The sequence below is a fragment of the Aeromonas sp. PS2Canimalfood6 genome, from assembly GCF_048276795.1.
Classification (GTDB): Bacteria; Pseudomonadota; Gammaproteobacteria; order Enterobacterales; family Aeromonadaceae; genus Aeromonas; species Aeromonas caviae.
The window spans coordinates 50,613-73,960 of record NZ_JBLUXC010000008.1 but is presented as its reverse complement, the minus strand read 5'-3'; the positions used below and the strand labels follow the sequence as shown (position 1 = coordinate 73,960).

The 23,348-nt window shown below is 63.9% G+C and carries 23 protein-coding genes; 14 read left to right on the top strand and 9 right to left on the bottom strand.

Features of this window, described 5'->3' with window-relative positions; translation table 11 throughout:
• Window positions 1-132 precede the first annotated feature (132 nt).
• A complete protein-coding gene (locus ACNPAA_RS05550; protein WP_270806954.1) occupies window positions 133-1,086 on the top strand; it encodes an inorganic triphosphatase in 954 nt (317 codons plus the stop codon).
• 77 nt (window positions 1,087-1,163) lie between these two features.
• Here ACNPAA_RS05550 and ACNPAA_RS05545 read toward each other — a convergent pair whose 3' ends face one another.
• From ACNPAA_RS05545 to hslR, 7 genes are all read right to left on the bottom strand, one after another.
• Window positions 1,164-1,634, bottom strand: a complete 471-nt coding sequence (locus ACNPAA_RS05545) for a glycine zipper 2TM domain-containing protein (RefSeq protein ID WP_010675734.1) — start codon at window positions 1,632-1,634, stop codon at window positions 1,164-1,166.
• A 131-nt stretch (window positions 1,635-1,765) separates the two neighbouring features.
• Window positions 1,766-2,218 carry a GNAT family N-acetyltransferase gene (locus ACNPAA_RS05540; protein ID WP_270835690.1) on the bottom strand — a complete coding sequence of 151 codons (453 nt, stop codon included), beginning with the start codon at window positions 2,216-2,218 and terminating at the stop codon, window positions 1,766-1,768.
• A 137-nt stretch (window positions 2,219-2,355) separates the two neighbouring features.
• Entirely contained in the window at window positions 2,356-4,158 is a 1,803-nt protein-coding gene (locus tag ACNPAA_RS05535) for an aminopeptidase P family protein (protein ID WP_041213951.1), read from the bottom strand.
• Window positions 4,159-4,191: 33 nt separating this feature from the next.
• Window positions 4,192-4,857: a GntR family transcriptional regulator gene (locus ACNPAA_RS05530; protein WP_103858235.1), complete on the bottom strand. Its 666-nt coding sequence runs from the start codon at window positions 4,855-4,857 to the stop codon at window positions 4,192-4,194.
• Window positions 4,858-5,030: 173 nt separating this feature from the next.
• Window positions 5,031-6,656, bottom strand: coding sequence for a phosphoenolpyruvate carboxykinase (ATP) (pckA, locus tag ACNPAA_RS05525; protein WP_069784268.1), 1,626 nt, complete (start codon window positions 6,654-6,656; stop codon window positions 5,031-5,033).
• 149 nt (window positions 6,657-6,805) lie between these two features.
• Window positions 6,806-7,690 (bottom strand): Hsp33 family molecular chaperone HslO, encoded by an 885-nt coding sequence (hslO, locus tag ACNPAA_RS05520; protein WP_010675729.1) that lies wholly within the window; start codon window positions 7,688-7,690, stop codon window positions 6,806-6,808.
• A 104-nt stretch (window positions 7,691-7,794) separates the two neighbouring features.
• A complete protein-coding gene (gene hslR, locus ACNPAA_RS05515; RefSeq protein ID WP_010675728.1) occupies window positions 7,795-8,193 on the bottom strand; it encodes a ribosome-associated heat shock protein Hsp15 in 399 nt (132 codons plus the stop codon).
• A 216-nt stretch (window positions 8,194-8,409) separates the two neighbouring features.
• Between hslR and exeC the strand changes: the two genes are divergently transcribed.
• The 12 genes from exeC to exeN all read left to right on the top strand — a co-directional run bounded on the left by exeC (window position 8,410) and on the right by exeN (window position 20,115).
• A complete protein-coding gene (gene exeC / locus ACNPAA_RS05510; RefSeq protein ID WP_270835689.1) occupies window positions 8,410-9,258 on the top strand; it encodes a GspC family type II secretion system variant ExeC in 849 nt (282 codons plus the stop codon).
• Between the two features lie 21 nt (window positions 9,259-9,279).
• Entirely contained in the window at window positions 9,280-11,334 is a 2,055-nt protein-coding gene (exeD, locus tag ACNPAA_RS05505; RefSeq protein ID WP_010675726.1) for a GspD family T2SS secretin variant ExeD, read from the top strand.
• Complete coding sequence (gene exeE / locus ACNPAA_RS05500; RefSeq protein WP_042014784.1) at window positions 11,334-12,839, top strand: GspE family T2SS ATPase variant ExeE; 1,506 nt, start codon at window positions 11,334-11,336, stop codon at window positions 12,837-12,839. The genes exeD and exeE overlap by 1 nt, the downstream gene beginning before the upstream one ends.
• A 1-nt stretch (window position 12,840) precedes the next feature.
• On the top strand, window positions 12,841-14,061 hold the full coding sequence (gene exeF / locus ACNPAA_RS05495) for a GspF family T2SS innner membrane protein variant ExeF (RefSeq protein ID WP_417891631.1): 1,221 nt from the start codon (window positions 12,841-12,843) through the stop codon (window positions 14,059-14,061).
• A 151-nt stretch (window positions 14,062-14,212) separates the two neighbouring features.
• Window positions 14,213-14,644, top strand: a complete 432-nt coding sequence (exeG, locus tag ACNPAA_RS05490) for a GspG family T2SS major pseudopilin variant ExeG (protein ID WP_010675723.1) — start codon at window positions 14,213-14,215, stop codon at window positions 14,642-14,644.
• 47 nt (window positions 14,645-14,691) lie between these two features.
• Window positions 14,692-15,255 carry a GspH family T2SS minor pseudopilin variant ExeH gene (exeH, locus tag ACNPAA_RS05485; RefSeq protein ID WP_010675722.1) on the top strand — a complete coding sequence of 188 codons (564 nt, stop codon included), beginning with the start codon at window positions 14,692-14,694 and terminating at the stop codon, window positions 15,253-15,255.
• Between the two features lie 65 nt (window positions 15,256-15,320).
• The gene (exeI, locus tag ACNPAA_RS05480) at window positions 15,321-15,674 is read left to right on the top strand and encodes a GspI family T2SS minor pseudopilin variant ExeI (RefSeq protein ID WP_257713654.1); all 354 of its coding nucleotides are present in this window, start codon (window positions 15,321-15,323) and stop codon (window positions 15,672-15,674) included.
• Window positions 15,675-15,718: 44 nt separating this feature from the next.
• Window positions 15,719-16,360 carry a GspJ family T2SS minor pseudopilin variant ExeJ gene (gene exeJ / locus ACNPAA_RS05475; RefSeq protein WP_103858238.1) on the top strand — a complete coding sequence of 214 codons (642 nt, stop codon included), beginning with the start codon at window positions 15,719-15,721 and terminating at the stop codon, window positions 16,358-16,360.
• 189 nt (window positions 16,361-16,549) lie between these two features.
• Window positions 16,550-17,575, top strand: coding sequence for a GspK family T2SS minor pseudopilin variant ExeK (exeK, locus tag ACNPAA_RS05470; RefSeq protein WP_417891630.1), 1,026 nt, complete (start codon window positions 16,550-16,552; stop codon window positions 17,573-17,575).
• A gap of 112 nt (window positions 17,576-17,687) precedes the next feature.
• The gene (exeL, locus tag ACNPAA_RS05465) at window positions 17,688-18,872 is read left to right on the top strand and encodes a GspL family type II secretion system protein ExeL (RefSeq protein WP_080767872.1); all 1,185 of its coding nucleotides are present in this window, start codon (window positions 17,688-17,690) and stop codon (window positions 18,870-18,872) included.
• On the top strand, window positions 18,869-19,360 hold the full coding sequence (exeM, locus tag ACNPAA_RS05460) for a GspM family type II secretion system protein ExeM (protein WP_010675717.1): 492 nt from the start codon (window positions 18,869-18,871) through the stop codon (window positions 19,358-19,360). Before exeL ends, exeM begins: the two co-directional genes overlap by 4 nt.
• Window positions 19,357-20,115 (top strand): GspN family type II secretion system protein ExeN, encoded by a 759-nt coding sequence (exeN, locus tag ACNPAA_RS05455; RefSeq protein ID WP_201922346.1) that lies wholly within the window; start codon window positions 19,357-19,359, stop codon window positions 20,113-20,115. The genes exeM and exeN overlap by 4 nt, the downstream gene beginning before the upstream one ends.
• A 48-nt stretch (window positions 20,116-20,163) precedes the next feature.
• On the opposite strand, the gene ACNPAA_RS05450 is transcribed toward exeN, so the two are convergent.
• Entirely contained in the window at window positions 20,164-20,973 is an 810-nt protein-coding gene (locus ACNPAA_RS05450) for a helix-turn-helix transcriptional regulator (protein WP_201996568.1), read from the bottom strand.
• Between the two features lie 145 nt (window positions 20,974-21,118).
• Between ACNPAA_RS05450 and tyrS the strand changes: the two genes are divergently transcribed.
• Window positions 21,119-22,384, top strand: coding sequence for a tyrosine--tRNA ligase (gene tyrS / locus ACNPAA_RS05445; protein WP_201922343.1), 1,266 nt, complete (start codon window positions 21,119-21,121; stop codon window positions 22,382-22,384).
• On the opposite strand, the gene ACNPAA_RS05440 is transcribed toward tyrS, so the two are convergent.
• Window positions 22,379-23,284, bottom strand: coding sequence for a LysR family transcriptional regulator (locus ACNPAA_RS05440; protein ID WP_041213942.1), 906 nt, complete (start codon window positions 23,282-23,284; stop codon window positions 22,379-22,381). The genes tyrS and ACNPAA_RS05440 overlap by 6 nt on opposite strands.
• Between the last annotated feature and the right edge of the window lie 64 nt (window positions 23,285-23,348).

The following is a 23,348-nucleotide window of genomic DNA, read 5'->3' as shown; positions in this document are numbered from 1 at the left end:
TTTTATGAGGGGCGCATGGTAACCGAACTGTGCCATCAATAAAACCGTGAATTAATCGTGAACTGTCGCTGGCATTATATCCTCGCGACCCTGAACATGCCCCCCAAAGTTGCCCGCCAGCCCGGAATGACTATGCAAACTGAGATCGAGATAAAGTTTTTCGTCACCAGCAATATTCAAGAATCCCTCTCCAACCTTCTGAATTCACTAGAGATTATCTCTTCCAATCAAGCCGCTCTTGGCAACGTCTATTTCGACACGCCCGATCTGGGTTTGCGTGGGCTCGAGATGGGGTTGCGCATTCGTCGCAGCGATGATTTTTCCGAGCAGACCATCAAGTGCCGGGGGCAGGTCGTGGGCGGATTGCACGCCAGACCCGAGTACAACACCCCGGTGGAGGGAACCATTCCGACCCTGTCTGCCTTTCCTGCCGATATCTGGCCGAGTCTGGTGGTGCGCGATGAACTCCAGAGCCGTCTGGTGGCCCAGTTCAGCACCGATTTCCTGCGCCGCCACTGGCTGATCGCATTCGGAGATGCCGAGATCGAGCTGGCCTGGGATCAGGGGGAGATTGTCGGTGCCCTGGGGCGTATCGGGATCGACGAGCTGGAGCTGGAGCTGAAATCCGGCGATGCCCGCGCCCTGTTCACCCTGGCGAGCAAGCTGGCGGCGCTGGGAGGATTGCGGCTGGGTGCCCAGTCCAAGGCGCAGCGCGGATACAGGCTGGCTGGGCTTGGCAAGCCACTGGCCGTGCAGCCCCTGCAAAGGATTGTGGGCAAAGATCGGAAGGTCAGCATTACCCTGGGTCTGCTGCACTGGCAGCATCATGAGCAGCTCTGGCTCGAGAGTGGCGATGCTGGCGAACAACAACGGGCGCTGCATGCCCTGCTCGAGGGGGTATCCCTGGTTGCCGAGGCGGCAGGCACGCTGACGGTGCCCCCCTCCTGGCTGGCCGACCTGCAGGCGCAACAGCGTCTGATGGTGCAGGTGGCCGGGGATCGTGCATCACTGCATGCCCTGTTCCACCATGCCGACCTGGTGGGCCTGCAGCTGTCCATCGCGGCCTGGCTGCATCTGGGGGAGTGAATCCTCGGTGGTGCAGAGCGCAAAAAGGTGAGCCCGGGCTCACCTTTTTTATGGCAGTTGCACCTTGAGCGGCGCTATCAGTTCACCACGGCCACGTTGATGGTGCCGTTGCCCTGGGTCATGCGGACCCGGGCACCAGGTACAAAGGTGGGGCTGGCCTTTTGTACCACCACGATGGATTCGCCGTTCTCTTTCTTGATCTCGAGCTCGACCCCGTCAACCTGGTTGAGTTTGTCCCCTGCCGCCTTGCCGGCCGCCGCACCCGCAATGGCGCCACCGGCCGCCGCGATGTCACTGCCACGACCGCCGCCTATGGTGCTGCCGAGCAGGCCGCCGACCACGGCACCGCCAATGGTGCCGATCAGGGAGTTCTCATCGGCCTGGATCTTGACGGGGCGGGTGGAGAGGATGGTGCCATAGCTGACGGTCTGTACCTGCTTGGCGCGATCCTTGGTGTAGACATCGCCGGAGTAGACGTCGCTGTTGGCACAGCCGGTGATGGCGGTGGTGGCCGCCAGCAGGGTGACGAGAGCAATACGTTTGAACATGATGGGCCTCCTGGGCGGGCATCGGATTAATCTGGTGATGAATTGCACTTTACGCCAACCAGATTGCGAATTAAACCCGCAAAGTGTAACCAATTATGTGGCCGGAAGACTCCCGTGCCGGTGGTGGATGGTCAGGTCAGGGCTTTTTCCAGCAGCAGGCGATCCTCGCCCGGCCCGAAGTAGCCTCTCTCTTCTGCCAACTGCTGATAACCCAGCCTGAAGTAGAGGCGCTGGGCCGGATTGGCGGGATCCACGGTCAGCCTCACCCGGGCAACCTGCAAATGCGCCAGAGCCTGCTCCACCTGCAACATCATTTGCTCGGCCAGGCCGAAGCCGCGCGCTTCGGGACGCACCGCGAGGGAGAGCAGCCAGCCCTGCGACCGATCCTGACCAAGCCCCCCCAGGGCATAGCCCAGCAGCCGGTCTTCCCGCTCCGCGACGACCAGCAGTTCGGGCCACAGATCCATGGCCTGGCGAAAGAAGAAACCGGGGTAGACATCCTCGCCGAAGACATCGGCATCTATCTGCCAGATGGCGTGCATGTCGGTGTGGGTGGCAAGGCGCAATACGGGGGACGAGTGCATCGGGGCTCCTCTCATCGGGTCTCTGCTGCGGGGCAGCCAAAAAGGAGGCACAGGGTAGAAGGGGCGGGGAGTCGATGCAAGGGGGGCATTTGTGGCATGCCGCAGATAAAGAAACAGGGCCCGCAGGCCCTGTGTCATCAGAGGAGGCTGGTCGCCTGCTCCAGCCAGGCGAGATCCTCGCCCTCCAGCAGCGGGCTCAGACGGCGGTAGACCTCCGCATGGTATTCGTTGATCCAGCGGAACTCCGCCGGGCTCAGCAGGCTGCGATCGATGAGGCGGATGTCGAACGGCACATAGGTCAGTCGCTCGAAGCCCAGCATCGTCAGCTCGCCACGGGCTTCCTGCTCGGTCACCACCACCAGGTTTTCACAGCGGATGCCGAAGGCATCTTCCCGGTAGTAGCCCGGCTCGTTGGAGAGCACCATGCCCGGCTGCAGGGCCACCAGGCTGCCCTTGGGGGCGATGCGCTGCGGACCTTCGTGCACGCTGAGGAAGTGGCCGACCCCGTGTCCGGTACCATGGTCGTAGTTGTAACCGGCTTGCCACAGGGGCATGCGGGCCAGCACGTCGAGCTGGATGCCGGCAGTGCCGCGGGGGAAGCGGGCCTGATCCAGGGCAATATGACCCTGCAGCACCCGGGTAAACATGGCCCTGTGCTCGTCAGTCACCTCACCCACTTTGACGGTGCGAGTGATGTCGGTGGTGCCGTCCAGGTACTGGGCGCCGGAGTCCACCAGATAGATGCTGTCCTGGCCGAAGGCGCGCGGGGTACCGTTGGTGTGGCGGTAGTGGCACATGGCGGCGTTGGGGCCGAGTGCCGAGATGGTGTCGAAGCTCGGCTCCACATAGTGCTCCTGCTCGTGGCGGAAGGCTTCCAGCTGGTCGGCCAGGGTGCCTTCGTCCACACCGTCGAACTCGCCGCTGGCGATCAGGCGATCCAGCCAGGCCAGGAAGCGGGTGACGGCAACGCCGTCGCGCAGGTGGGCGGCACGCATGCCGGCCAGCTCCACGGGGTTCTTGCACGCCTTGGGCAGCATGGTGGGATCCTGGCCGGCCACCAGAATGGCGCCCGCCTCTTCCATCACGAGCTGGGTCCAGGCGTTGGCGGTGTTGGGGTCGGCCAGCACCTTCTGCTGATCCTCGCCGATGCGCTGCAACACGTCACCCAGCTTGTCGATGGGGTAGACGGAGACATCCTGCCCCACGTGCTGGCTGAAGGCGAAGCAGTCGATCTTGTCGGTGTCGACGAAGAAATCCATGGTGGCGTTGGCGTAGAGCACCGCAAAGCCCAGCACCACCGGCAGGCGTTCCACGTCGCGACCACGCAGGTTGAGCAGCCAGTTGATGGGCTCGGCCTGGGTCAGCAACACCGCATCCAGCCCGCGCTTGCGCAGATCGCTGGCCAGCATTTCGCGCTTGGCCTGGCTGGACTGGCCCGCCAGCTCCTCGCTGTAGAGGATGACAGGGCTCTTGGTCGGAGCGGGACGATCGCTCCAGTGCAGATCGATGGGGTTCTCGTCGATGCGCACCAGCTCGATGCCGTGATCGGCCAGCACGGCGTTGGCGTTCTGATACCAGGCCAGGCTGTGCAGGCGGGCATCGAAGCCGACCCGGGAGCCTGAGGGCAACTGCTCCGCCAGCCACTGCACGTGGGGGTCTTCATTGAGGTGGAGAAACTCGAACAGCTCGGCCGGCGCCTGCATGCGGGCCTGCACGGTATAACGACCGTCGATGAACAGGGCCGCCCGATGCGCCAGGATGATGGCGAGCCCGGCGGAGCCGTTGAAACCCGTGATCCAGTCCAGCCGCTCGGCATAGGCGGGAATGTACTCCCCCAGATGCTCGTCGTCGTGGGGAACGATGAAGGCGTCCAGCTCCAGCGTGGCCAGTGTGGCCCTGACCTGGGCGACGCGGGTTTCAATAATCTCGAAATGGTTCATGTCGTTATTGCCAGCTTGTGGTGATGTGAGTGTTCATTGATGGTGGCCGCTTGCCAGGATCTGTCTGATCGATTGGCCTGCCGCCTCGATGTGTTGCTTGAGCAGTACCACTGCTTCGTGCTTGCGCCGGGCGCGGCACAGTTCAAGGAGTCGGGCGTGCTCCCGCTCGGCCTTGTCCACGCCGCCCTGGTCGAACAGCAGTTCGAAACGCACATAGCGGTCGCAGCTCAGATTGATCTGGGCGATCAGTTCCAGTGCCTGGGGGCGATTGGCTGCCTGGTAAAGGGTGGCGTGAAAGCGGTGATTCAACTCGGCCCAGTGTTCGATCTGGGTGCCAGACTCCAGCGCCAGATCAAACTGGGCGAGGATGGCTTGCGCCTGGGCGAAGGTCTCCTCCGTCATCAGGTCGACGGCGTGGAACAGGGTATCGGCTTCGAGCAGTGCCCGCAAATAAAAGAGCTCCTCGATGGCCGAGGCATCCAGCATGGTCACCACGGCGCCGCGATGGGCCTCGAACTTCACCAGCCCCTGAGCTTCCAGTTGCATCAGGGCTTCCCGCACCGGGATGCGGCTCACCGCCAGCTCCTTGGCGATGGCGTCCTGGCGCAGGGGGGCGCCCGCAGCAAACTCGCCACGCAATATCCGGCCGCGGAGGTTCTCCATCACCATCTGGGTTCGGGTCTTGTAAGGTGGGGTCATGCTGGGGTCACGGGCAGGTTGCAAAATTGTATATTGTATAAAGTTTGGCTGAATCTAACGCGCAAGGGCCGTCAAGGCAAGGCTTGGCGGGAGCCATATGCCGCGCATCGGCCAAAAAAATACCGGCCAGCAGGGCTGACCGGTACGGGATTGCGAGACGCGAGGCGCGTTTCTTACAACTGCGGGCCCGCCGCGACCAGGCGTTTGCCTTCGTCGTTGTCGGTGAAGCGCTCGAAGTTCTTGATGAAGCGCCCGGCCAGATCGGCCGCCTTGGCATCCCACTCGGCCTGGTCGGCGTAAGTGTCTCGCGGATCCAGGATGGCGGGGTTGACGCCCGGCAGCTCGGTCGGCACTTCCAGGTTGAACACCGGCAGTACCTTGGTCGGCGCCTTCTCGATGGAACCATCCAGGATGGCGTCGATGATGCCACGGGTATCCTTGATGGAGATCCGCTTGCCTGTGCCGTTCCAGCCGGTGTTGACCAGATAGGCTTCAGCCCCTGCCGCTTCCATCCGTTTCACCAGCTCCTGGCCGTACTTGGTCGGGTGCAGGCTGAGGAAAGCCGCGCCGAAGCAGGAGGAGAAGGTCGGGGTCGGCTCTGTGATGCCGCGCTCGGTACCGGCCAGCTTGGCGGTGAAGCCGGACAGGAAGTGGTACTTGGTCTGCTCCTTGGTCAGCTTGGCGACCGGGGGCAGCACACCGAAGGCGTCTGCGGTCAGGAAGATCACCTTGGTGGCGTGCCCCGCCTTGGAGACCGGCTTGACGATGTTGTCGATGTGATAGATGGGGTAGGAGACCCGGGTATTCTCGGTGCGGGAACCGTCGTCGAAGTCGATGGTGCCATCGGCGGCCACGGTCACGTTCTCCAGCAGCGCATCGCGGCGGATGGCGTGGTAGATGTCCGGCTCGGCCTCTTCGGAGAGCTTGATGGTCTTGGCGTAGCAGCCCCCTTCGAAGTTGAACACGCCGTGATCATCCCAGCCGTGCTCGTCATCGCCGATCAGCTGACGCTTGGGATCGGTGGAGAGGGTGGTCTTGCCGGTGCCGGAGAGGCCGAAGAAGATGGCCACGTCCCCATCCTTGCCCACGTTGGCGGAGCAGTGCATGGAGGCGATGCCGCGCAGGGGCAGGAAGTAGTTCATCATGGAGAACATGCCCTTCTTCATCTCGCCACCGTACCAGGTGCCGCCGATGAGTTGCATCTTCTCGGTCATGTTGAAGGCGACGAAGTTCTCGGAGTTGAGACCCTGCTCCTTCCAGTTCGGGTTGGTGCACTTGGCACCGTTCATCACCACGAAGTCCGGTTTGAAGGCCTTCAGCTCCTCTTCGCTCGGGCGGATGAACATGTTCTTCACGAAGTGCGCCTGCCAGGCCACCTCGGTGATGATGCGCACCGCCAGGCGGGTGTCCGGGTTGGCGCCGCAGAAGCCGTCCACCACGAACAGACGCTTGCCGGAGAGCTGTTTGGTGACCAGCCCTTTCAGATGTGACCACACTTCCGGGGTAATCGCCTTGTTATCGTTTTTACCCTGGTCAGACCACCACACAGTATCCTGGGTAGTGGCATCTTTGACGATATATTTATCTTTAGGGGAGCGGCCGGTGAAGATGCCGGTGTTGACGTTGACGGCGCCAAGCTCGGTGACGACGCCACGTTCGAAGCCCTCAAGGTCTGAGCGGGTCTCTTCAGCGAAAAGCTGCTCATAGGAGGGGTTGCGAACGATTTCCTGGCTGTTTTTGATACCGTATTGGTCCAGCTTCAGTTGTTGGGCCAGGGTGGGTTCTACCACGATTGTCATTGTATTCTCCTGGGTTCAGAGGTGTGTAGGGTTCTATCTGACGTTCATGCTACCACCTAGGTGGTAGTTTTTAGCGATCGCCATCAAACTTTATAAAATAGGGTATTTTTTTGTTATTTAAGTTAAAGGCGGGTTTTGCCCGCCTTTGATTAGTGTAACTGGTTTGCATCATTACCGGGAGCCCTGCTGAACAGGGTTTCGATGTCTATCCCGTCGAATTCGTAGTGGGCGCCGCAGTAATCGCAGTGCATGTCGATCTTGCCGAGCTCCTGCACCATGGATACCGCTTCCTCCTTGTCTATCTGCAGCAAGGCCCCTTCGCAACGGGCGCGGGAGCAGGTGCAGCGGAACTCGATGGCCTGGGGATCGAACACCCGTACCTTGTCCTGGTGGTAGAGGCGGTAGAGGATCTCTTCCGCGTCCAGACCGAACAGCTCTTCGTCCTTGATGGTGGTGGTGAGCTGGACCAGGTGGTCGAAATCTTCGCTGTGATCCTCGCTCTGGGCCGGCAGCTCCTGCAGCAGGATGCCCGCCGCACGGGGCTCGCCCTCGTGGTGGCCGGTGCGGATCCAGAGGCGGGTGGCCAGTTGTTCGGACTGGGCGAAGTAGTGCTCCAGGCAGGCCGCCAGGGTGTCGGCCTCCAGGGCGATGATGCCCTGATAGCGCTCTCCTTGATCCGGGGTGATGGTGATGACCAGATGGCCGTTGCCGATCAGGCTTTGCAGCTTGCCGTCCGTCGGCAATTCCCCTTCATAGCGTGCCACGCCGCGCAATTGCTGGTTGTTGTCGCCGTTGATGACGGCCAGACGCACCGGACCGTCCCCCTGCAGCTGCACCGTGATGGAGCCTTCGAACTTGAGGGTGGCGGTCAGCAGGCTGGTGGCAACCAGCAGCTCGCCCAGCAGGTGCTGCACCTGTACCGGGTAGTTCTGGGCGTCGATGATGTGGCGGTAGGTACGATCCAGCTGGACCAGCTCCCCACGCACTTCGTACTCTTCGAACAGATAGCGATACAGGAGGTCTTGGTTACTCATCATGGTTTCCTAGGATGTTCTTGGGGAAAAATAAACACATTGTTAAACAGGTGGTTAGGAACTAATTCCTCCACCTGTCGTCATAAAGGGGCCACAGACGCGGATTAGGATTGCTTGACCCGGATAAGCTGGCGTCGCTCCTGCTTGTCGGGTCGGCGCTCCGGGCTTGGGGCAAACTGGCTGTTGAAGCGGCGGGCTTCGCTGTTTTCGGCCCGTTTCTTCAGGCTGGCCTCTGTCTCTTCATAGAGTTGCTGGGCCAGCGGGGCGGATTTGCGCTGCTCGCTCACCTCGAGCACCCGCACCTCCCGCTCGTCCTGGCCTTGCCAGAATCGCACCAGGGCGCCGACCTCGACCGCCTTGCCCGGCTTGGTGCGCTGGCCGTTGTAGTGCACCTTGCCGCCGTCGATCTGATCCCGCGCCAGACTGCGGGTCTTGTAAAAGCGGGCGGCCCACAGCCACTTGTCGAGACGGACCTGAGTGCTGCTTTGTGCTGGATTCGACATGGATCGGCTCCGGGATGGCTGAAAAGGTGCCTGATTATACCAGAGGCGGGCCCCGGGATAGAAACAGGGGGCATCCGGGTGTGACGGAAACTGAATTTTCACCCCTTGGTCCCATCCGGTCGGTTGTCTCTGGGTCCATTGCCGTACACAATAGCCAACCGACTTGGATGCCAGACAATTTTGAGAAAGATGACGCTACCGTTCAGGGATGATTTGTTGACTTCCCTTCTGGCTCGCTGCAAGGCCATGCCACTCTCCCGTTTCAGCCAGCCCCTGTTCTGGCTTCTGCTGCTGTTGCTGGCCCAGCAGTGTGCCGTGCTCACCTGGCGCCTGTACGAACTGGCCCAGCCCGCACCCCTGACCCCCTGGCAACCCTCGGTCACCTCGGTGCAGGGGAGTGGTGGCGATCGCCTCGATCTTGGCAACCTCAGCCGCCTCTCTCTCTTTGGCAAGGCGCTGCAACCCCAGGCGGACAAGGCGGCAGAGACGGTGGCGGTGGATGCCCCGAAAACCCAGCTCAACGCCCAGCTCAACGGGGTGCTGGCAAGCTCGGATCCCGCCAAGTCCATCGCCATCATCGCCCACAACGGGACACAGAACTCTTACGGCATCGGGGACTACATCGACGGTACCCAGGCCAGGATCCGCCAGGTGTTTGCCGATCGGGTCATCATCGCCCGGGACGGCCGTGACGAGACCCTGATGCTGGACGGGGAGGAGTATGGCAAGCCCCTGCCCAAACCGGCCCGCCAGGAGGGGCTCTCCTCCGTGCGCAGCGAACTGCTGGGCAACCCGGGCAAGATCACCGATTACCTCAATATTTCTCCGGTCCGGGTGGACGGTCGCATGACCGGCTATCGCCTCAACCCGGGTCGCAATCCGGAACTGTTCAATCAACTCGGACTGGTCGCCAACGATCTGGCGGTCAGCATCAACGGCCTGGATCTGCGTGACAACGCCCAGGCCATGCAGGCGATGCAGCAGGTGGCGGGCGCCACGGAAATGACCGTCACCGTCGAGCGGCAAGGACAGCTCTATGACGTCTATGTCGGCTTGTCAGAATAATGAATTGGAGTAGCACCAAGAATGACAAATAAAGGGAAGGGCTGGCGTCTGGCCACCATGGCGGCAGCCTTGATGATGGCCGGTTCTGCCTGGGCCACCGAGTATTCCGCCAGTTTCAAGAACGCCGACATCGAGGAGTTCATCAACACGGTCGGCAAGAACCTGAACAAAACCATCATCATAGAGCCATCGGTACGCGGCAAGATCAACGTGCGCAGCTATGACCTGCTCAACGAGGATCAGTACTACCAGTTCTTCCTGAGCGTGCTCGACGTTTACGGCTTTGCCGTGGTGCCCATGAACAACGGCGTGCTCAAGGTGGTGCGCTCCAAGGATGCCAAGACCTCGGCCATCCCCGTGGTGGATGACACCAACCCCGGCGTGGGTGACGAGATGGTGACCCGGGTCGTGCCGGTGCGCAATGTCTCGGTCCGTGAACTGGCCCCCCTGCTGCGTCAGCTCAACGACAACGCCGGCGGCGGCAACGTGGTCCACTACGAGCCCTCCAACGTGCTGCTCATCACCGGCCGCGCCGCCGTGGTCAACCGCCTGGTGGAGGTGGTTCGCCGGGTGGACAAGGCGGGGGATCAGGACATGGACGTCATCAAGCTCAAGTTCGCCTCCGCCGGCGAGATGGTGCGGCTGGTGACCAACCTCAACAAGGATGGCAGCAATCAGGGGGCCAACGCCTCGCTGCTGCTTTCCCCCAAGGTGGTGGCCGACGAGCGCACCAACTCCGTGGTCATCAGCGGCGAGCCCAAGGCCCGTGCCCGCATCATCCAGATGGTGCGCCAGCTCGACCGGGATCTGCAGAGCCAGGGCAACACCCGGGTCTTCTACCTGAAATATGGCAAGGCCAAGGATCTGGTGGACGTCCTCAAGGGGGTCAGCTCCAGCATCGCCGCCGACAAGAAGGGCGGGGCGGCTGCCACGGCCACGGGCGGCGCCAGCATCGGCGGCGGCCAGCTCGCCATCTCCGCCGACGAGACCACCAATGCCCTGGTGATCACCGCCCAGCCGGACGTGATGGCCGAGCTGGAGCAGGTCATCGCCAAGCTCGACATTCGCCGTGCCCAGGTGCTGGTGGAGGCCATCATCGTCGAGATATCGGATGGTGACGGCATGAACCTCGGGGTGCAGTGGGCCAACACCAATGGCGGCGGCACCCAGTTCACCGACACCGGTCTGCCCATCGGCTCCCTGGCCATCGCCGCCAAGGATTACAAAGACAACGGCAACACCGACGGCCTGTCATCCCTGGCGGGCAGCTTCAGCGGCATGGCGGCAGGCTTCTATCACGGAGACTGGGCGGCGCTGGTGACGGCGCTCTCCACCAACAGCAAGAACGACATCCTCTCCACCCCGAGCATCGTCACCATGGACAACAAGGAAGCCTCCTTCAACGTCGGTCAGGAAGTGCCGGTGCAGAGCGGCTCCCAGAGCTCCACCACCAGCGATCAGGTGTTCAACACCATAGAGCGCAAGACGGTGGGGACCAAGCTGGTGGTGACGCCCCAGATCAACGAAGGAGATTCCGTGCTGCTCAACATTGAGCAGGAGGTCTCCAGCGTGGCACAGAAGCAGGCGACCGGGACCGCCAACCTGGGCCCCACCTTCGATACCCGCACCGTGAAGAACGCCGTGCTGGTCAAGAGCGGCGAGACAGTGGTGCTGGGTGGCCTGATGGACGAACAGACCCAGGAGCAGATCTCCAAGGTGCCCCTGCTCGGGGACATTCCGGTGCTGGGTTACCTGTTCCGTTCCTCCAAGACCTCCACCGCCAAGCGCAACCTGATGGTCTTCATCCGCCCGACCATATTGCGTGACGCCAATGTCTACTCCGGGGTCTCCAGCAACAAGTACACCCTGTTCAGGGCCGAGCAGCTGAGCCGGGCTGCGGAAGAGGGCTATGCCACCTCGCCGGCTCGCCAGGTGCTGCCCGCCTATGGCCAGGACGTGATGATGTCCCCCGAGGTGCAGCAGCAGATCCAGAGAATGCAGGCCCAGCAGCAGGCGACCGCCACCGGCGTGCGCGCCCAGGTGCAGGAGCAGCCCTTCGTGCAGAGCAAGCCCTGATGGCCGCCTACCAGCTCGATGGCAGCGAGCTGCCGGCTCCCCTGCCGGAACTGCCGTTCGCGTTTGCCCGCAACTTCGGGGCCATCCTGACCGAGCGCCAGGGTGCCCCGGTGCTGCTCTGTCGTCAGGGGATCTCCCCCCAGACCCTGCTGGAGGTGCGACGGGTGGCGGGCTGTGCCTTCGCGGTGGAGCAGCTTGGCAACGACGAGTTCGAGACGCTCCTGATGGCCCACTATCAGCGTGACTCCTCCGAGGCGCGTCAGCTGATGGAGGATCTCGGCAACGAGATGGACTTCTTTGCCCTGGCCGAAGAGCTGCCCCAGAGCGAGGATCTGCTGGATGCCGACGACGACGCCCCCATCATTCGCCTCATCAATGCCATGTTGAGCGAGGCGATAAAAGAAGAGGCGTCCGACATCCACATCGAGACCTTCGAGCGGGCCCTGGTGATCCGTTTTCGCATCGATGGGGTGCTGCGGGAGATCCTGCGCCCCCATCGCAAACTCGCCTCCCTGCTGGTGTCGCGCATCAAGGTGATGTCGCGCATGGACATCGCCGAGAAGCGGGTGCCCCAGGATGGCCGCATCTCACTGCGCATCGGCGGCCGGGCGGTGGACGTGCGGGTCTCCACCATGCCCTCCAGCTACGGTGAACGGGTGGTATTGCGACTGCTCGACAAGAACAACGTGCGCCTCGAGCTCAAGCAGCTCGGCATGACGCTGGCCAACCGCAACATCATCAGCGAACTCATTCGCAAGCCTCACGGCATCATCCTGGTGACGGGCCCGACCGGTTCGGGCAAGTCCACCACCCTCTATGCGGCCCTCTCGGAGATCAACTCCCGGGATCGCAACATCCTGACCGTCGAAGACCCCATCGAATATGACCTCGAAGGGGTGGGCCAGACCCAGGTCAACAGCAAGGTGGACATGACCTTCGCCCGGGGCCTGCGCGCCATTCTGCGCCAAGACCCGGACGTGGTGATGGTGGGGGAAATCCGTGACCTCGAGACCGCCCAGATCGCGGTGCAGGCATCCCTCACCGGTCACCTGGTGATGTCGACCCTGCACACCAACACCGCCATCGGCGCCATCACCCGGATGCGGGACATGGGGATCGAGCCCTTCCTGCTCTCCTCGTCGCTCCTGGCGGTACTGGCCCAGCGGCTGGTGCGCACCCTCTGCCCGGATTGCCGCGCACCGCACCCTGTCACCGAGCAGGAGCGTGTTGCCATGGGCATCGAGCTTGCGCCGGATCAGCAGATCTGGCGTCCGGTGGGCTGCGAGCAGTGCAACCACACCGGCTATCGCGGCCGGACCGGCATCCACGAGCTGGTGGTGGTGGACGAGGCGGTGCGCGAGGCGATCCACAGCGCCAGCGGCGAGCTCGCCATCGAGCGGCTGATCCGGGGTCACACCCCCAGCATCCGCCGCGACGGCATCGACAAGGTGCTCAAGGGGCAGACCAGCCTCGAAGAGGTGCTGCGCGTGACCCGGGAAGACTGAGATGGCAGCATTCGAATACAAGGCCCTCGACAGCAAGGGACGCAACAAGAGCGGCGTGCTGGAGGGGGATTCCGCCCGCCAGGTGCGCCAGCTGCTGCGCGAGCAGGGGCTGACCCCGCTCGAGGTGAACGAGACCACCGAGAAGGCCAAGCGCGAGGCGAACCGCTTCGTGTTGTTCCGCCGTGGTGCCAGCACCGCCGAGCTGGCGATGATCACCCGCCAGCTGGCCACCCTGGTGGGGGCCGGTCTCACCATCGAAGAGGCCCTCAAGGCGGTCGCCGAGCAGTGCGAGAAGGCCCACCTGCGCAGCCTGGTGGCGACGGTGCGCAGCAAGGTGGTGGAGGGGTATTCCCTGGCCGATTCGCTGGGGGCCTTCCCCCATGTGTTCGACCAGCTGTTCCGCTCCATGGTGGCTGCCGGCGAGAAGTCTGGTCACCTGGAGAAGGTGCTCAACCGTCTCGCCGATTACACCGAGCAGCGCCAGCACATGCGCACCAAGCTGCTGCAGGCGATGATCTATCCCATCGTCCTCACCCTGGTGGCGGTGGGGGTCATCTCCATACTGCTCACCGCCGTGGTGCCCAAGGTGGTGGCCCAGTTCGAACACATGGGCCAGCAACTGCCGGGCACCACCCGTTTCCTCATCGGCACCAGCGAGCTGTTGCAGCACTATGGCCTCTGGTTCCTGCTGCTCCTTGGTATTGGCGGCCTGATCTGGCGCTGGTGGCTGACCGACGACAAGCGTCGTCGTCGCTGGCACCAGGTGATACTGCGCCTGCCGGTGATCGGTCGGGTCAGCCGCGGTCTCAACACCGCCCGCTTTGCCCGCACCCTGAGCATCCTCAACGCCAGCGCGGTGCCGCTGCTGGAGGGGATGAAGATCTCGGGGGAGGTGCTCTCCAACGACTTCGCCCGGATGCGCATCGGCGAGGCCACCGAGCGGGTGCGGGAGGGGACCAGCCTGCGCAAGTCGCTGGATGAAACCAGAATTTTTCCGCCCATGATGCTGCACATGATCGCCTCGGGCGAGCAGAGCGGCGAGCTCGACAGCATGCTGGAGCGGGCGGCGGACAACCAGGACAGGGAGTTCGAAACCCAGGTGAACATCGCCCTCGGGGTGTTCGAGCCCATGCTGGTGGTCTCCATGGCCGGGGTGGTGCTGTTTATCGTGATGTCGATCCTGCAGCCGATCCTCGAGCTCAACAACATGGTGAATTTGTGAGGTTCGGACGTTCGAATACGCTTCGCTATTCGAACCTACCAATCCAATCAACTCCGCAGGTTCGATTAGCCGACAGGCGTCATCGAACGATCGTGGTTTAACAGTTAATCGTTGATGGCTCATGCCATCTCATTTCGTTAGGGAGTCAGTCATGCAAAAGCGTCGTCAATCGGGTTTTACCCTGCTGGAAGTGATGGTGGTCATCGTGATCCTGGGGATCCTGGCCAGCCTGGTGGTGCCCAACCTGATGGGCAACAAGGAGAAGGCGGATCAGCAAAAAGCGGTCTCCGACATAGTGGCGCTGGAAAACGCCCTCGACATGTACAAGCTGGACAACAACCGCTACCCCACCACCGAGCAGGGGCTGGATGCCCTGGTCAACAAGCCGACCGCATCCCCTGAGCCGCGCAGCTACCGTGAAGGGGGCTACATCAAGCGCCTGCCGCAGGATCCCTGGGGCAACCAGTACCAGCTGCTGAGCCCGGGCCAGTTCGGCAAGATCGACATCTTCTCCATGGGGATGGACGGCGAAGCCGGGACCGATGACGACATCGGCAACTGGAACCTGAAGGACTTCCAATAAGTGATTCCGCCGCGTCGTGCTCACTGCGCCCCCCCGGGGCTGCCTGAATGAAGGTAGCCTCTTCTGCCCGTCACCAGGCCGGTTTTACCCTGCTGGAGGTGTTGCTGGTCGCCATGTTGATGGGACTGGTGGCGACCGCCGTCACCCTCAGCATGGGGGGCGCCAGGGGGGATCGGGAGCTCGACAAGCAGGCGCGCCGCTTCATGGCGACCCTGCAGCAGGCCCAGGAGTATTCGGTCATGGATGGCAGGCTGCTGGGGCTGCGGGTCGAGGAGAACGGCTGGCAGTTTATGTCCCGGGATCCCAAGGATCGCAAGTGGCGCGCCCTGACCGGTGACAAGTTGCTGGGGCCGGTGACGTTGCCGGAGGGGATGACCCTGGCGGTGGAGCTGGAAGGTTTCAACTGGCGTACTGCGTCGGACGAACGCCAGGAGCAGGGTCGGGACGAGCGCGAGCGGACACCCCAGATCCTGGTCTTTCCGGGGGGAGAGCTCTCTCCCTTCGTGCTGACCCTGAGCCAGCAGGACGAGGATCTGCATTACCTGCGCACCGTCAGGGGGGACGAGTTCGGTCGTCTCTCCCTGTTGCAGGATGAAGAGGAAGAAGAGTGAGGAGCGCCAGGCCCGCAGGGGGCGTTCTAGCGCGTCGCACCGCTCTGTCGGGCGGACCCGCCCGGGTGCGCGGCATGACGCTGCTGGAGGTCATGGTGGCCCTGGCGGTGTTTGCCATCGCCGGGCTGGCGGTGATGAAGACCGCGAGCGAACACCTGGCCGGCCTCAATTATCTGGAGCAGAAGACCCTGGCGACCTGGGTGGTGGAGAATCAGCTGGTGCAGCAGAAGCTCGAAGGCAAGTGGCCGGGAGATAGCTGGGTGGAAGGGGACGAGGAGATGGCCGGGCAGACCTGGTACTGGCGCTATCGCGGCGTCGCCACGGCGGACAGCAACTTCAGGGCGCTGGACATGGAAGTGCGCACTGCGCCCAAGGCCGACAGCCCGGTGGCCATGATCCGGACCTATCTCAGCCGATGAACATTCATCAACGTGCGTCCATGATCCGGAGCCGGTGTCAGCCGATGATCCAGAGCAACCCCCGCCCATCGCGCCACCGCGGCTTTACCCTGCTTGAGATGCTGGTGGCCATTGCCATCTTCGCCACCCTGAGCCTGGGGGCCTATCAGGTGCTGCAAGGGGTGCTGACCAGCGACGAGGTTGCCAAGCGCAAGGAGGCCCGCCTTTCGGAACTGCAGCTCGCCTTCAGCCTGCTGGAGCGGGACGTCACCCAGATGGTGCCGCGCAGCGGTCGCATCGACGGCGAGAACAACAAGGTGCTGCTGGCGGCGTCCCGCTTCGGCCAGCAGAGCGACGACTGGGGCATGGCCTTCATTCGCGGCGGCTGGCTCAATCCGGACGGCATACTGCCGCGCTCCGGCCTGCAACGGGTGGGTTGGCGTCTCAAGGGGCAGACCCTGGAGCGGTTGAGCTACCTCTATCCGGATCCGGCCATTGGCACCGAGCCGCGCATTCAGCCCGTGCTGACCGGCGTGACGGCGCTGCGCCTCTATTTCTACGACAAGGGACAGTGGAAGGAGGAGTGGACCCAGCGCGACCTGCTGCCCTACGGGCTGGCGGTGGAGCTGGAGCTTGAAGACTACGGCACCATCCGTCGCCAGTTCCTGATCGGAGCCGGTGGCCAGAGGGCAGAGAATGGTAACTGATCGTCGTTTTCCCCTGTCTATCACGGAGGATGACGGCACTATTCGACGTCGCCAGTTCTTGATCGGTGCTGGTGGCCAGAGGGCAGAGAATGGTAACTGATCGTCGTTTTCCCCTGTCCGTCACGGAGGATGACGGCACTATTCGACGTCGCCAGTTCCTGATCGGTGCTGGTGGCCAGCGAGCGGACAATGGCAATTAAGCGCGGCCGGGGCCGATCCCGCACTACACTGGGCCGCCAGGGGGGCATGGCCCTGCTGGTGGTGCTGCTCATCCTCGCGGTGATGGTGATCGTCGCCAGCAACATGAGCGGTCGCTTGCAACTGGAGCTGCGTCGCACCGCCAACCTCACCCTGGGCAAGCAGGCCTGGTGGTATGCCATGTCGGCGGAGGCCCTGGTGATCAAGGTGCTGAACCAGGACTTCAAGGACGATCCGGATCGGGTGAGTCTGGGACAGAACTGGGCGCGGGAGGACGGGGTCTTCCCGGTGGAGGATGGCACTCTCTCGGGCCGGGTGCGGGATCTGCAATCCTGCTTCAACCTCAACAGCCTGAGCGTGCCCCTCAAGGAGGGGGAGAACGGCGACGATCTCGAGGCCCAGCCTTACCAGTTCAAGGTGTTCCGGGCCCTGCTCGCCCAGCTCGAGGTGGATGATTACGAAGCGGTACAGCTGACGGACGCCATCCGCGACTGGACCGACAAGGATACCCAGCTGGTCTCGAGCAACGGGGCCGAGGATGCCTACTACGAGGGACTCAATCCCCCCTACCTGGTGGCTAACCAGCGGATGCTGGGCACCGACGAATTGCGGGCGGTGCGCGGGGTGAACGCCAGCCTGTACGCCCGGTTGGCCCCCTATGTGTGCTCCCTGCCCAATGACAAGCTGGTGGTGAACATCAACACCATCCGGCCGGAGCAGGCGGCCCTGCTGGTGGGGCTCTACCAGGGGAAGATCGGGCTGGACGATGCCAAGCGGGTGCTGACCAGCCGCCCCAAGAAGGGGTGGAAGAACAAGCAGGAGATGACGGAGCAGTTGCAGGTTCAGCCGGGTGCCATCACCGGGCTGGATGGCGCCCTGGACATCAAGAGCAGCTTCTTCGAGGCCCGCCTGCTGGCGGAGGTGGGGGAGACCCGCGCCAGGCTTGAGACCGTCTTCCAGCGTGGCAAGGACAACAAGCTGGTGATGCTGCGTCGCCTGAGCGGCGGCGCCGAATAACAAGGGGGCGTGGGGCGGTTCAGCTGCCCTGCGCATCCCCCGATTGGACTGCAACCCATGGCTGTGCGCCCGCCCCCCTGAGGGAGGAGCGGGCATGGCAGGAGAGACATTAGTGAGCGAGAGTCTGGTCATCCGTCTGGGGACCAATGCGCAGCAGCCAGTGCACTGGCTGGTCTGGTCGGCGCAGGAGCAGGAGATCATCGCCTCCGGCATCCTGGCATCGGCGCACGCCCTCGGCGAGCTGCAGGAGCGTGCCGGTGGTCGCCCCGTGGTGACCCTGGTGCCCGGCAGCGATCTTATCTTCCGGCGGGTCAATCTGCCGGGCAAATACAGCCGCCAGAGTGCGGCGGCCCTGCCCTATCTGCTGGAGGAGCAGATCGCCTCAGACGTGGACGATCTGCACCTGGTGGTGCTCGGCCATCAGGGCCGCGAGGTGGATCTGATGGCGGTGGACAAGGGGAAGATGCACTCCTGGCTCGGCTGGCTGGAGCAGGCAGGGCTCAAGACCCTGCACCTGCTGCCCGACGTGCTGGCGCTGCCGCTCGCCGCCGATGGCTGGTCAGCCCTGCAACTGGGGGAGGAGTGGCTGGTCCGCCAGGGCCCCCGTCAGGGCATAGTGGCGGAGGAATCCCTGCTGGCCATGCTGCTGGCAGCGCAGACCGAACCCGTCACCCTTCACTGCCATACTCCCATCCCCGCCATGGCGGCGGGCAACTGGCAGGGGGCTGACCCGGAACTGCCCATGCTGTTGCTGGCGAAAGGGGCGCTGACCTGCCAGGCCAACCTGTTGCAGGGGCCCTATCGTCCACAGACCGAATACGCCCGCTACTGGTTGCAGTGGCGCAAGGTGGCGGTGCTGGCAGGCGTATTGTTGCTGGTGGCCCTGGTGCAGCGCGGTGTGCATCTGCACCAGCTGGCGGAACAGGACAAGGCCCTCAAGGCTGAGATCCGGCAGGTCTACACCCGGATCTTCCCGGGGGAGACGCGCATCGTCAACGTGCGCAGCCAGATGACCCAGCACCTCCAGCAGTTGGGGCAGGCTCCCCAGGATGGCGTCCTGTTGCTCCTGACCGAGCTGGCCCCGGTGTTTGCCGAGGTGCCCGGCCTCAAGCCCGAGGTGCTGCGCTTCGATGCAGCCCGGGGCGAGCTGAGGTTGCAGGTGACGGCCCCCGGCTTCACCGAGATCGAACGTTTCCGCGAGCTGGCGGGCAAGCGCTTCGAGGTGCAGCAGGGTGAGGTGCGAAGCACCGAAGGCAAGGTCGAAGGGGCGCTGGTGCTCAAGGGGAGGTCGTCATGATGGACAAACTGCAGAGCTGGTGGCGCGGCATCAGTGCCCGCGAGCAGCGGCTGGTGGCGGTGGGGGGCAGCGTGCTGCTCATCGGACTCTTCTACTGGGCGATCTGGCAGCCGGTGGCAAATCGCATTGCCGAGCGCGAGCGGCAGGTGGTGAACCAGCAGCAGACCCTGGCCTGGCTCAAGGAGAAGGGACAGGAGGTGCTGGCGATGCAGGGGGGACAGGGGCGCCAGATCGATACCGGCGGTACCCTGGACGGTGTGGTGAACCGCACCGCCTTCAACCAGAAGATCAAGATTGCCCGCTTGCAGCCCCAGGGTCAGGAGCTGCAGGTATGGATAGACACAGTGCCGTTCGATGATCTGCTGATCTGGCTTGCGACCCTCTCGGATCAATACGGCGTCCAGGTGCAGATCATCGAGCTGGCCCGCGAGGGGCTGGCCCCCGGGCTGGTCAAGGTCAGACGTTTGCAGTTGAGTCGTTCCCAATGAAGCGAAAAATAGTGATCGCCAGTCTCTTCCTGCTGGCCTATCTCGGTTTCCTGCTGGCCCAGTTGCCTGCATCCCTGGTGGTGCGCCATCTGCCGCTGCCCCCCAATCTGGTGCGGCTGGAGGGGGTGAGCGGCACCCTCTGGAGCGGTCAGGCCGCCCGGGTGCAATATGCCAGCGAGTCCCTCACCCAGTTGCGCTGGGATCTCGATGGCTGGTCCCTGCTGCGGCTGGCGCCCGAGGTGTCGGTGCGCTTTGGCGAGCGCAGCGGACTCAACGGGCAGGGGATCCTGGGTTGGAACGGTGCCGCTTTCGGGCGCGACATCACCCTGAATGCGCCGGCCCTCTGGGTGCTGGAGCGGGTGCCGATGAGACCCCCTTTCCCGTTGACGGCGGCGGGTCAGTTGCAGCTCAAGATCGACCAGTTTGCCCAGGGCAATCCCTGGTGTGACAACCTTTACGGGGATCTTCACTGGTATGACGCACAGGCGGACACCCCGGCGGGCAAGCTGGCCCTGGGGGATCCCGAGATCACGCTCACCTGTCTCGACTCCCGGCTGGTGGCCGAGATCAAGCAGGGCTCGAAGGCGGTGCAGGTGCTGGGCAAGCTGGAGTTGCAGGCCAATCGCCAGTACCTGTTCCAGGGCACCCTGAAACCGGGTCCCGAGCTGCCGGACCAGATGAAACAGGGGCTCCCCTTCCTCGGCCAGCCCGATGGGCAGGGGCGCTTCCCGCTGCGTTATCAGGGCCGCATCTGACGGCGTTGCCCATGGTTTGAACCACCCCGCCCCGGCGGGGTGGTGTCGTTATGGGGGCGCGCCGGCTGGCGCCGTGATGAGGTGATTGAGGAAGAAGCTGAACAACTCGGCCCGGGAGTGCAGGTTCAACTTGGCGTAGAGGTGCTTGCGGTGATTCTTCACCGTGCCGCTGCCGATGCCGAGCGCACCGGCAATGGCCTCGGTATCCAGCCCCTGCAACAGCAAACCCGCCACCTGGCGCTCCCGCCGGGTTAGCTGGTCTCCCCCCACACTGGCGATAGCCTGCTCCACCGCCCCCTTGAGGTCAGTGCCATCTGACCTGACCGGGCTGCGGGCCAGGCGGGGTGTCTCTTCCCGCCAGTGCTGGCGACACAGCGAATGCACCAGCGGGAACAGTGCCTCCAGCCTGGCCAGCTCGTCACGGCTGAGGGAGCTGCGCTTGTCGAGGCGGCCCAGAAACAGCATCAGGGTGAGGCCGCCGCGCACCGGCAGGATCAGCCCCACCTCTTCCTGCCAGCCGGTGGCCTGATAGAAGTGGTGGCGATACTCGGGGTCGAGCCGCCCCCGCGACACCTGCGCCAGGGTCCAGACCCCGGCACCCAGCCCCTGCTCCAGCGCCTGCATGAAGGGATCCTGGCTAAAGTGGCGGGTGAGGTAGTGGTCGAACAATAGGGCCCGCTGATGATGCAGGTTGTCGTAGAGGTAGACGGGGCGCAGCCCCACCCCGAGCAGCAGGGCACAGTCGAATGCCACCTGTTGCTGGATGAGGCGCACCAGGGCTGCCGGGAAGCCGCTGCCGTGCAGGGCATCGACGGCGGCGGTCAGGCTCAGGGTATCCGTGGCAGGAGACGGGGGCATGGCGATGGGCTCCGGGTCAGGGAATGGCTTCCCCACGATGGCAGGATGCTAGCACGGGAGTGGCAAAACTGTCCCCTGGGGGACATATCTGCCAGCACCGCAAACGGCGAGGATGGCCCTCTTTCTCTTGCTGTTGGAGCCCCCCATGACAAATCCTCACCTGCTCGATGAGCTGACCCAGCGCGGCCTGGTGGCCCAGAATTCCGACCCGGTGGCGCTGGCCGACCATCTTGCCACCCCGCGCACCGTCTATTGCGGTTTCGATCCCACTGCCGGCAGCCTGCATATCGGCCACCTGGTGCCACTGCTGATGCTGCGCCGCTTCCAGCTGGCGGGCCACACCCCGGTGGCCCTGGTGGGCGGGGCCACCGGCCTTATCGGCGATCCCAGCTTCAAGGCAAGCGAGCGCACCCTCAACAGCGCCGAGACGGTGCAGGGCTGGGTCGCCAGCCTGTCGGCCCAGATAAGCGCCCTGCTGCCGGCGAGCGACGGGCTGGCGGCGCCGCTGCTGGTCAACAACGCCGACTGGATGGGGCAGATGTCCGCCCTCGATTTTCTGCGGGACATCGGCAAGCACTTCTCGGTCAACGCCATGCTGGCCCGCGAATCGGTGCGCCAGCGCCTGGCCCGTCCGGATCAGGGCATCTCGTTCACCGAGTTCTCCTACACCCTGCTGCAATCCCAGGACTTCGCCGTGCTCAACCAACGCCTCGGCTGCACCCTGCAGATCGGCGGCAACGACCAGTGGGGCAACATCACCAGCGGCATGGACCTCACTAGGCGGCTGCATCAGACACAGGTCTATGGCATGACGCTGCCGCTCATCACCAAGGCCGATGGCACCAAGTTCGGCAAGACCGAGGGGGGCGCTATCTGGCTCGACCCGGCGCTCACCTCCCCTTACGCCTTCTACCAGTTCTGGCTCGGTACCGCAGACGAGGATGTCTACCGCTTCCTGCGCTACTACAGCTTTATGCCGCTGGCCGAGATTGAGACGCTGGAGGCGGAGGATGCGAAGCGGCAGGGGCGCAAGCTGGCCCAGCAGGTGCTGGCGGACGAGCTGACCGAACTGGTACACGGCAAGGGGGCGCTGGCGGCGGCGCAGCGCATCAGCGAATCGTTGTTCAGTGGCGAGGTAGCCCGCCTTGGGGAGAGCGATCTGGCCCAGCTGGCGCAAGATGGCATGCCAAGCAGCTGCATCGAGGGGGAAACGGATCTGGTGACCCTGCTGGTGGAGTGCGGCCTGGCCAACTCGAAGCGGATCGCCCGCGAGCTGCTGGCGGCGGGAGCCGTCAGCGTCAACGGTGCGATCCGCCGGGATGAGCCGCTCACCGCCGACGATCGGCTGTTCGGCCGCTACCTGCTGCTGCGCCGGGGCAAGAAGCAGTACCACCTGGTGATCTGCTCATGAAGGGGTGAGCGCCTCGATGACGTAGTCGAGGAAGTGGCCGACCAGGGCCGACTCGGCCCGGCGCTGGGTATAGAGGGCGTAGAAATGGGCCCCCTTGGGGCGATAGTCCGGCAGCACTTCGCGCACCACCCCCTCGGCCAGCTCGGCCGCCACCAGGTAGCGCGGTAGGCGGGCTATCCCCAGTCCCTGGCGCATCCCCTGGTGAATCGCCTTCTTGCTGCTGAAGGCCAGTTCGCCCGCTACCTCGAGAGGGATCTCGCGCCCCTGGGCAAGCAGGGGCCAGCACTCGTGGCGGCCGTACTCCTGGCTGCGGGTGATGAGACTGTGCTGGTGCAGATCCTGCGGTGTGGTGAGGGGCGGGTGGCGGTCCAGGTAGTCGGCGCTGGCGCAGAGCACCAGATCGTCCACCGCGATGGGGCGCGCCAGGTAGGGCTGGGTGCCGAGCTCAGTGCTGCGAAACGCCACGTGCAGATTGTCGCGCAGCAGGTCGGCCGGGGTATTGCTGAAGTCGGCGATGATCCGAACCTCCGGGTGGTCGGCGCGAAAGCGCAGCAGCACCGGAGTCAGCACCACTTCTCCCCAGAGATCCGGCGCCGTGATGCGCAGCTCCCCGCACAGTGCCGAGCGGCGGCGCTGCAGGCCGTCCAGCAACTGCTCGTGCAGGGCGATCATCTGGTCAGCCTGGCGGTAGGCGAGCTCTCCTGCGTCGGTCAGTTGCACCCGGCGGGTGGTGCGGCTCAGGAGCACGCTGCCGAGGCTCTGCTCCAGGTGGCGCAGATCCTTTGACGCCTTGCTCGGGGTGATGCCGAGCTGGGCCGCCGCCGCGGCGAAGGATCCACAGCGGACGATGGCGACCAGCAGGCGCATCAGGTAGAGGGTGTCGAGCTTGTGGTGACTCATGAGGGGTGGCCTATTGTGTCTTGCTGGGAATGAATGTCTTGCTTGTGTGCCTGATTATATCCTC

Coding starts and splice junctions, on each gene's coding strand:
- ACNPAA_RS05550 (WP_270806954.1), top strand. CDS start 133: ATGCAAACTGAGATCGAGATAAAGTTTTTCGTCACCAGCAATATTCAA.
- ACNPAA_RS05545 (WP_010675734.1), bottom strand. CDS start 1,634: ATGTTCAAACGTATTGCTCTCGTCACCCTGCTGGCGGCCACCACCGCC.
- ACNPAA_RS05540 (WP_270835690.1), bottom strand. CDS start 2,218: ATGCACTCGTCCCCCGTATTGCGCCTTGCCACCCACACCGACATGCAC.
- ACNPAA_RS05535 (WP_041213951.1), bottom strand. CDS start 4,158: ATGAACCATTTCGAGATTATTGAAACCCGCGTCGCCCAGGTCAGGGCC.
- ACNPAA_RS05530 (WP_103858235.1), bottom strand. CDS start 4,857: ATGACCCCACCTTACAAGACCCGAACCCAGATGGTGATGGAGAACCTC.
- pckA (WP_069784268.1), bottom strand. CDS start 6,656: ATGACAATCGTGGTAGAACCCACCCTGGCCCAACAACTGAAGCTGGAC.
- hslO (WP_010675729.1), bottom strand. CDS start 7,690: ATGAGTAACCAAGACCTCCTGTATCGCTATCTGTTCGAAGAGTACGAA.
- hslR (WP_010675728.1), bottom strand. CDS start 8,193: ATGTCGAATCCAGCACAAAGCAGCACTCAGGTCCGTCTCGACAAGTGG.
- exeD (WP_010675726.1), top strand. CDS start 9,280: ATGACAAATAAAGGGAAGGGCTGGCGTCTGGCCACCATGGCGGCAGCC.
- exeE (WP_042014784.1), top strand. CDS start 11,334: ATGGCCGCCTACCAGCTCGATGGCAGCGAGCTGCCGGCTCCCCTGCCG.
- exeF (WP_417891631.1), top strand. CDS start 12,841: ATGGCAGCATTCGAATACAAGGCCCTCGACAGCAAGGGACGCAACAAG.
- exeG (WP_010675723.1), top strand. CDS start 14,213: ATGCAAAAGCGTCGTCAATCGGGTTTTACCCTGCTGGAAGTGATGGTG.
- exeH (WP_010675722.1), top strand. CDS start 14,692: ATGAAGGTAGCCTCTTCTGCCCGTCACCAGGCCGGTTTTACCCTGCTG.
- exeJ (WP_103858238.1), top strand. CDS start 15,719: ATGATCCAGAGCAACCCCCGCCCATCGCGCCACCGCGGCTTTACCCTG.
- exeK (WP_417891630.1), top strand. CDS start 16,550: ATGGCAATTAAGCGCGGCCGGGGCCGATCCCGCACTACACTGGGCCGC.
- exeM (WP_010675717.1), top strand. CDS start 18,869: ATGATGGACAAACTGCAGAGCTGGTGGCGCGGCATCAGTGCCCGCGAG.
- exeN (WP_201922346.1), top strand. CDS start 19,357: ATGAAGCGAAAAATAGTGATCGCCAGTCTCTTCCTGCTGGCCTATCTC.
- ACNPAA_RS05450 (WP_201996568.1), bottom strand. CDS start 20,973: ATGCCCCCGTCTCCTGCCACGGATACCCTGAGCCTGACCGCCGCCGTC.
- tyrS (WP_201922343.1), top strand. CDS start 21,119: ATGACAAATCCTCACCTGCTCGATGAGCTGACCCAGCGCGGCCTGGTG.
- ACNPAA_RS05440 (WP_041213942.1), bottom strand. CDS start 23,284: ATGAGTCACCACAAGCTCGACACCCTCTACCTGATGCGCCTGCTGGTC.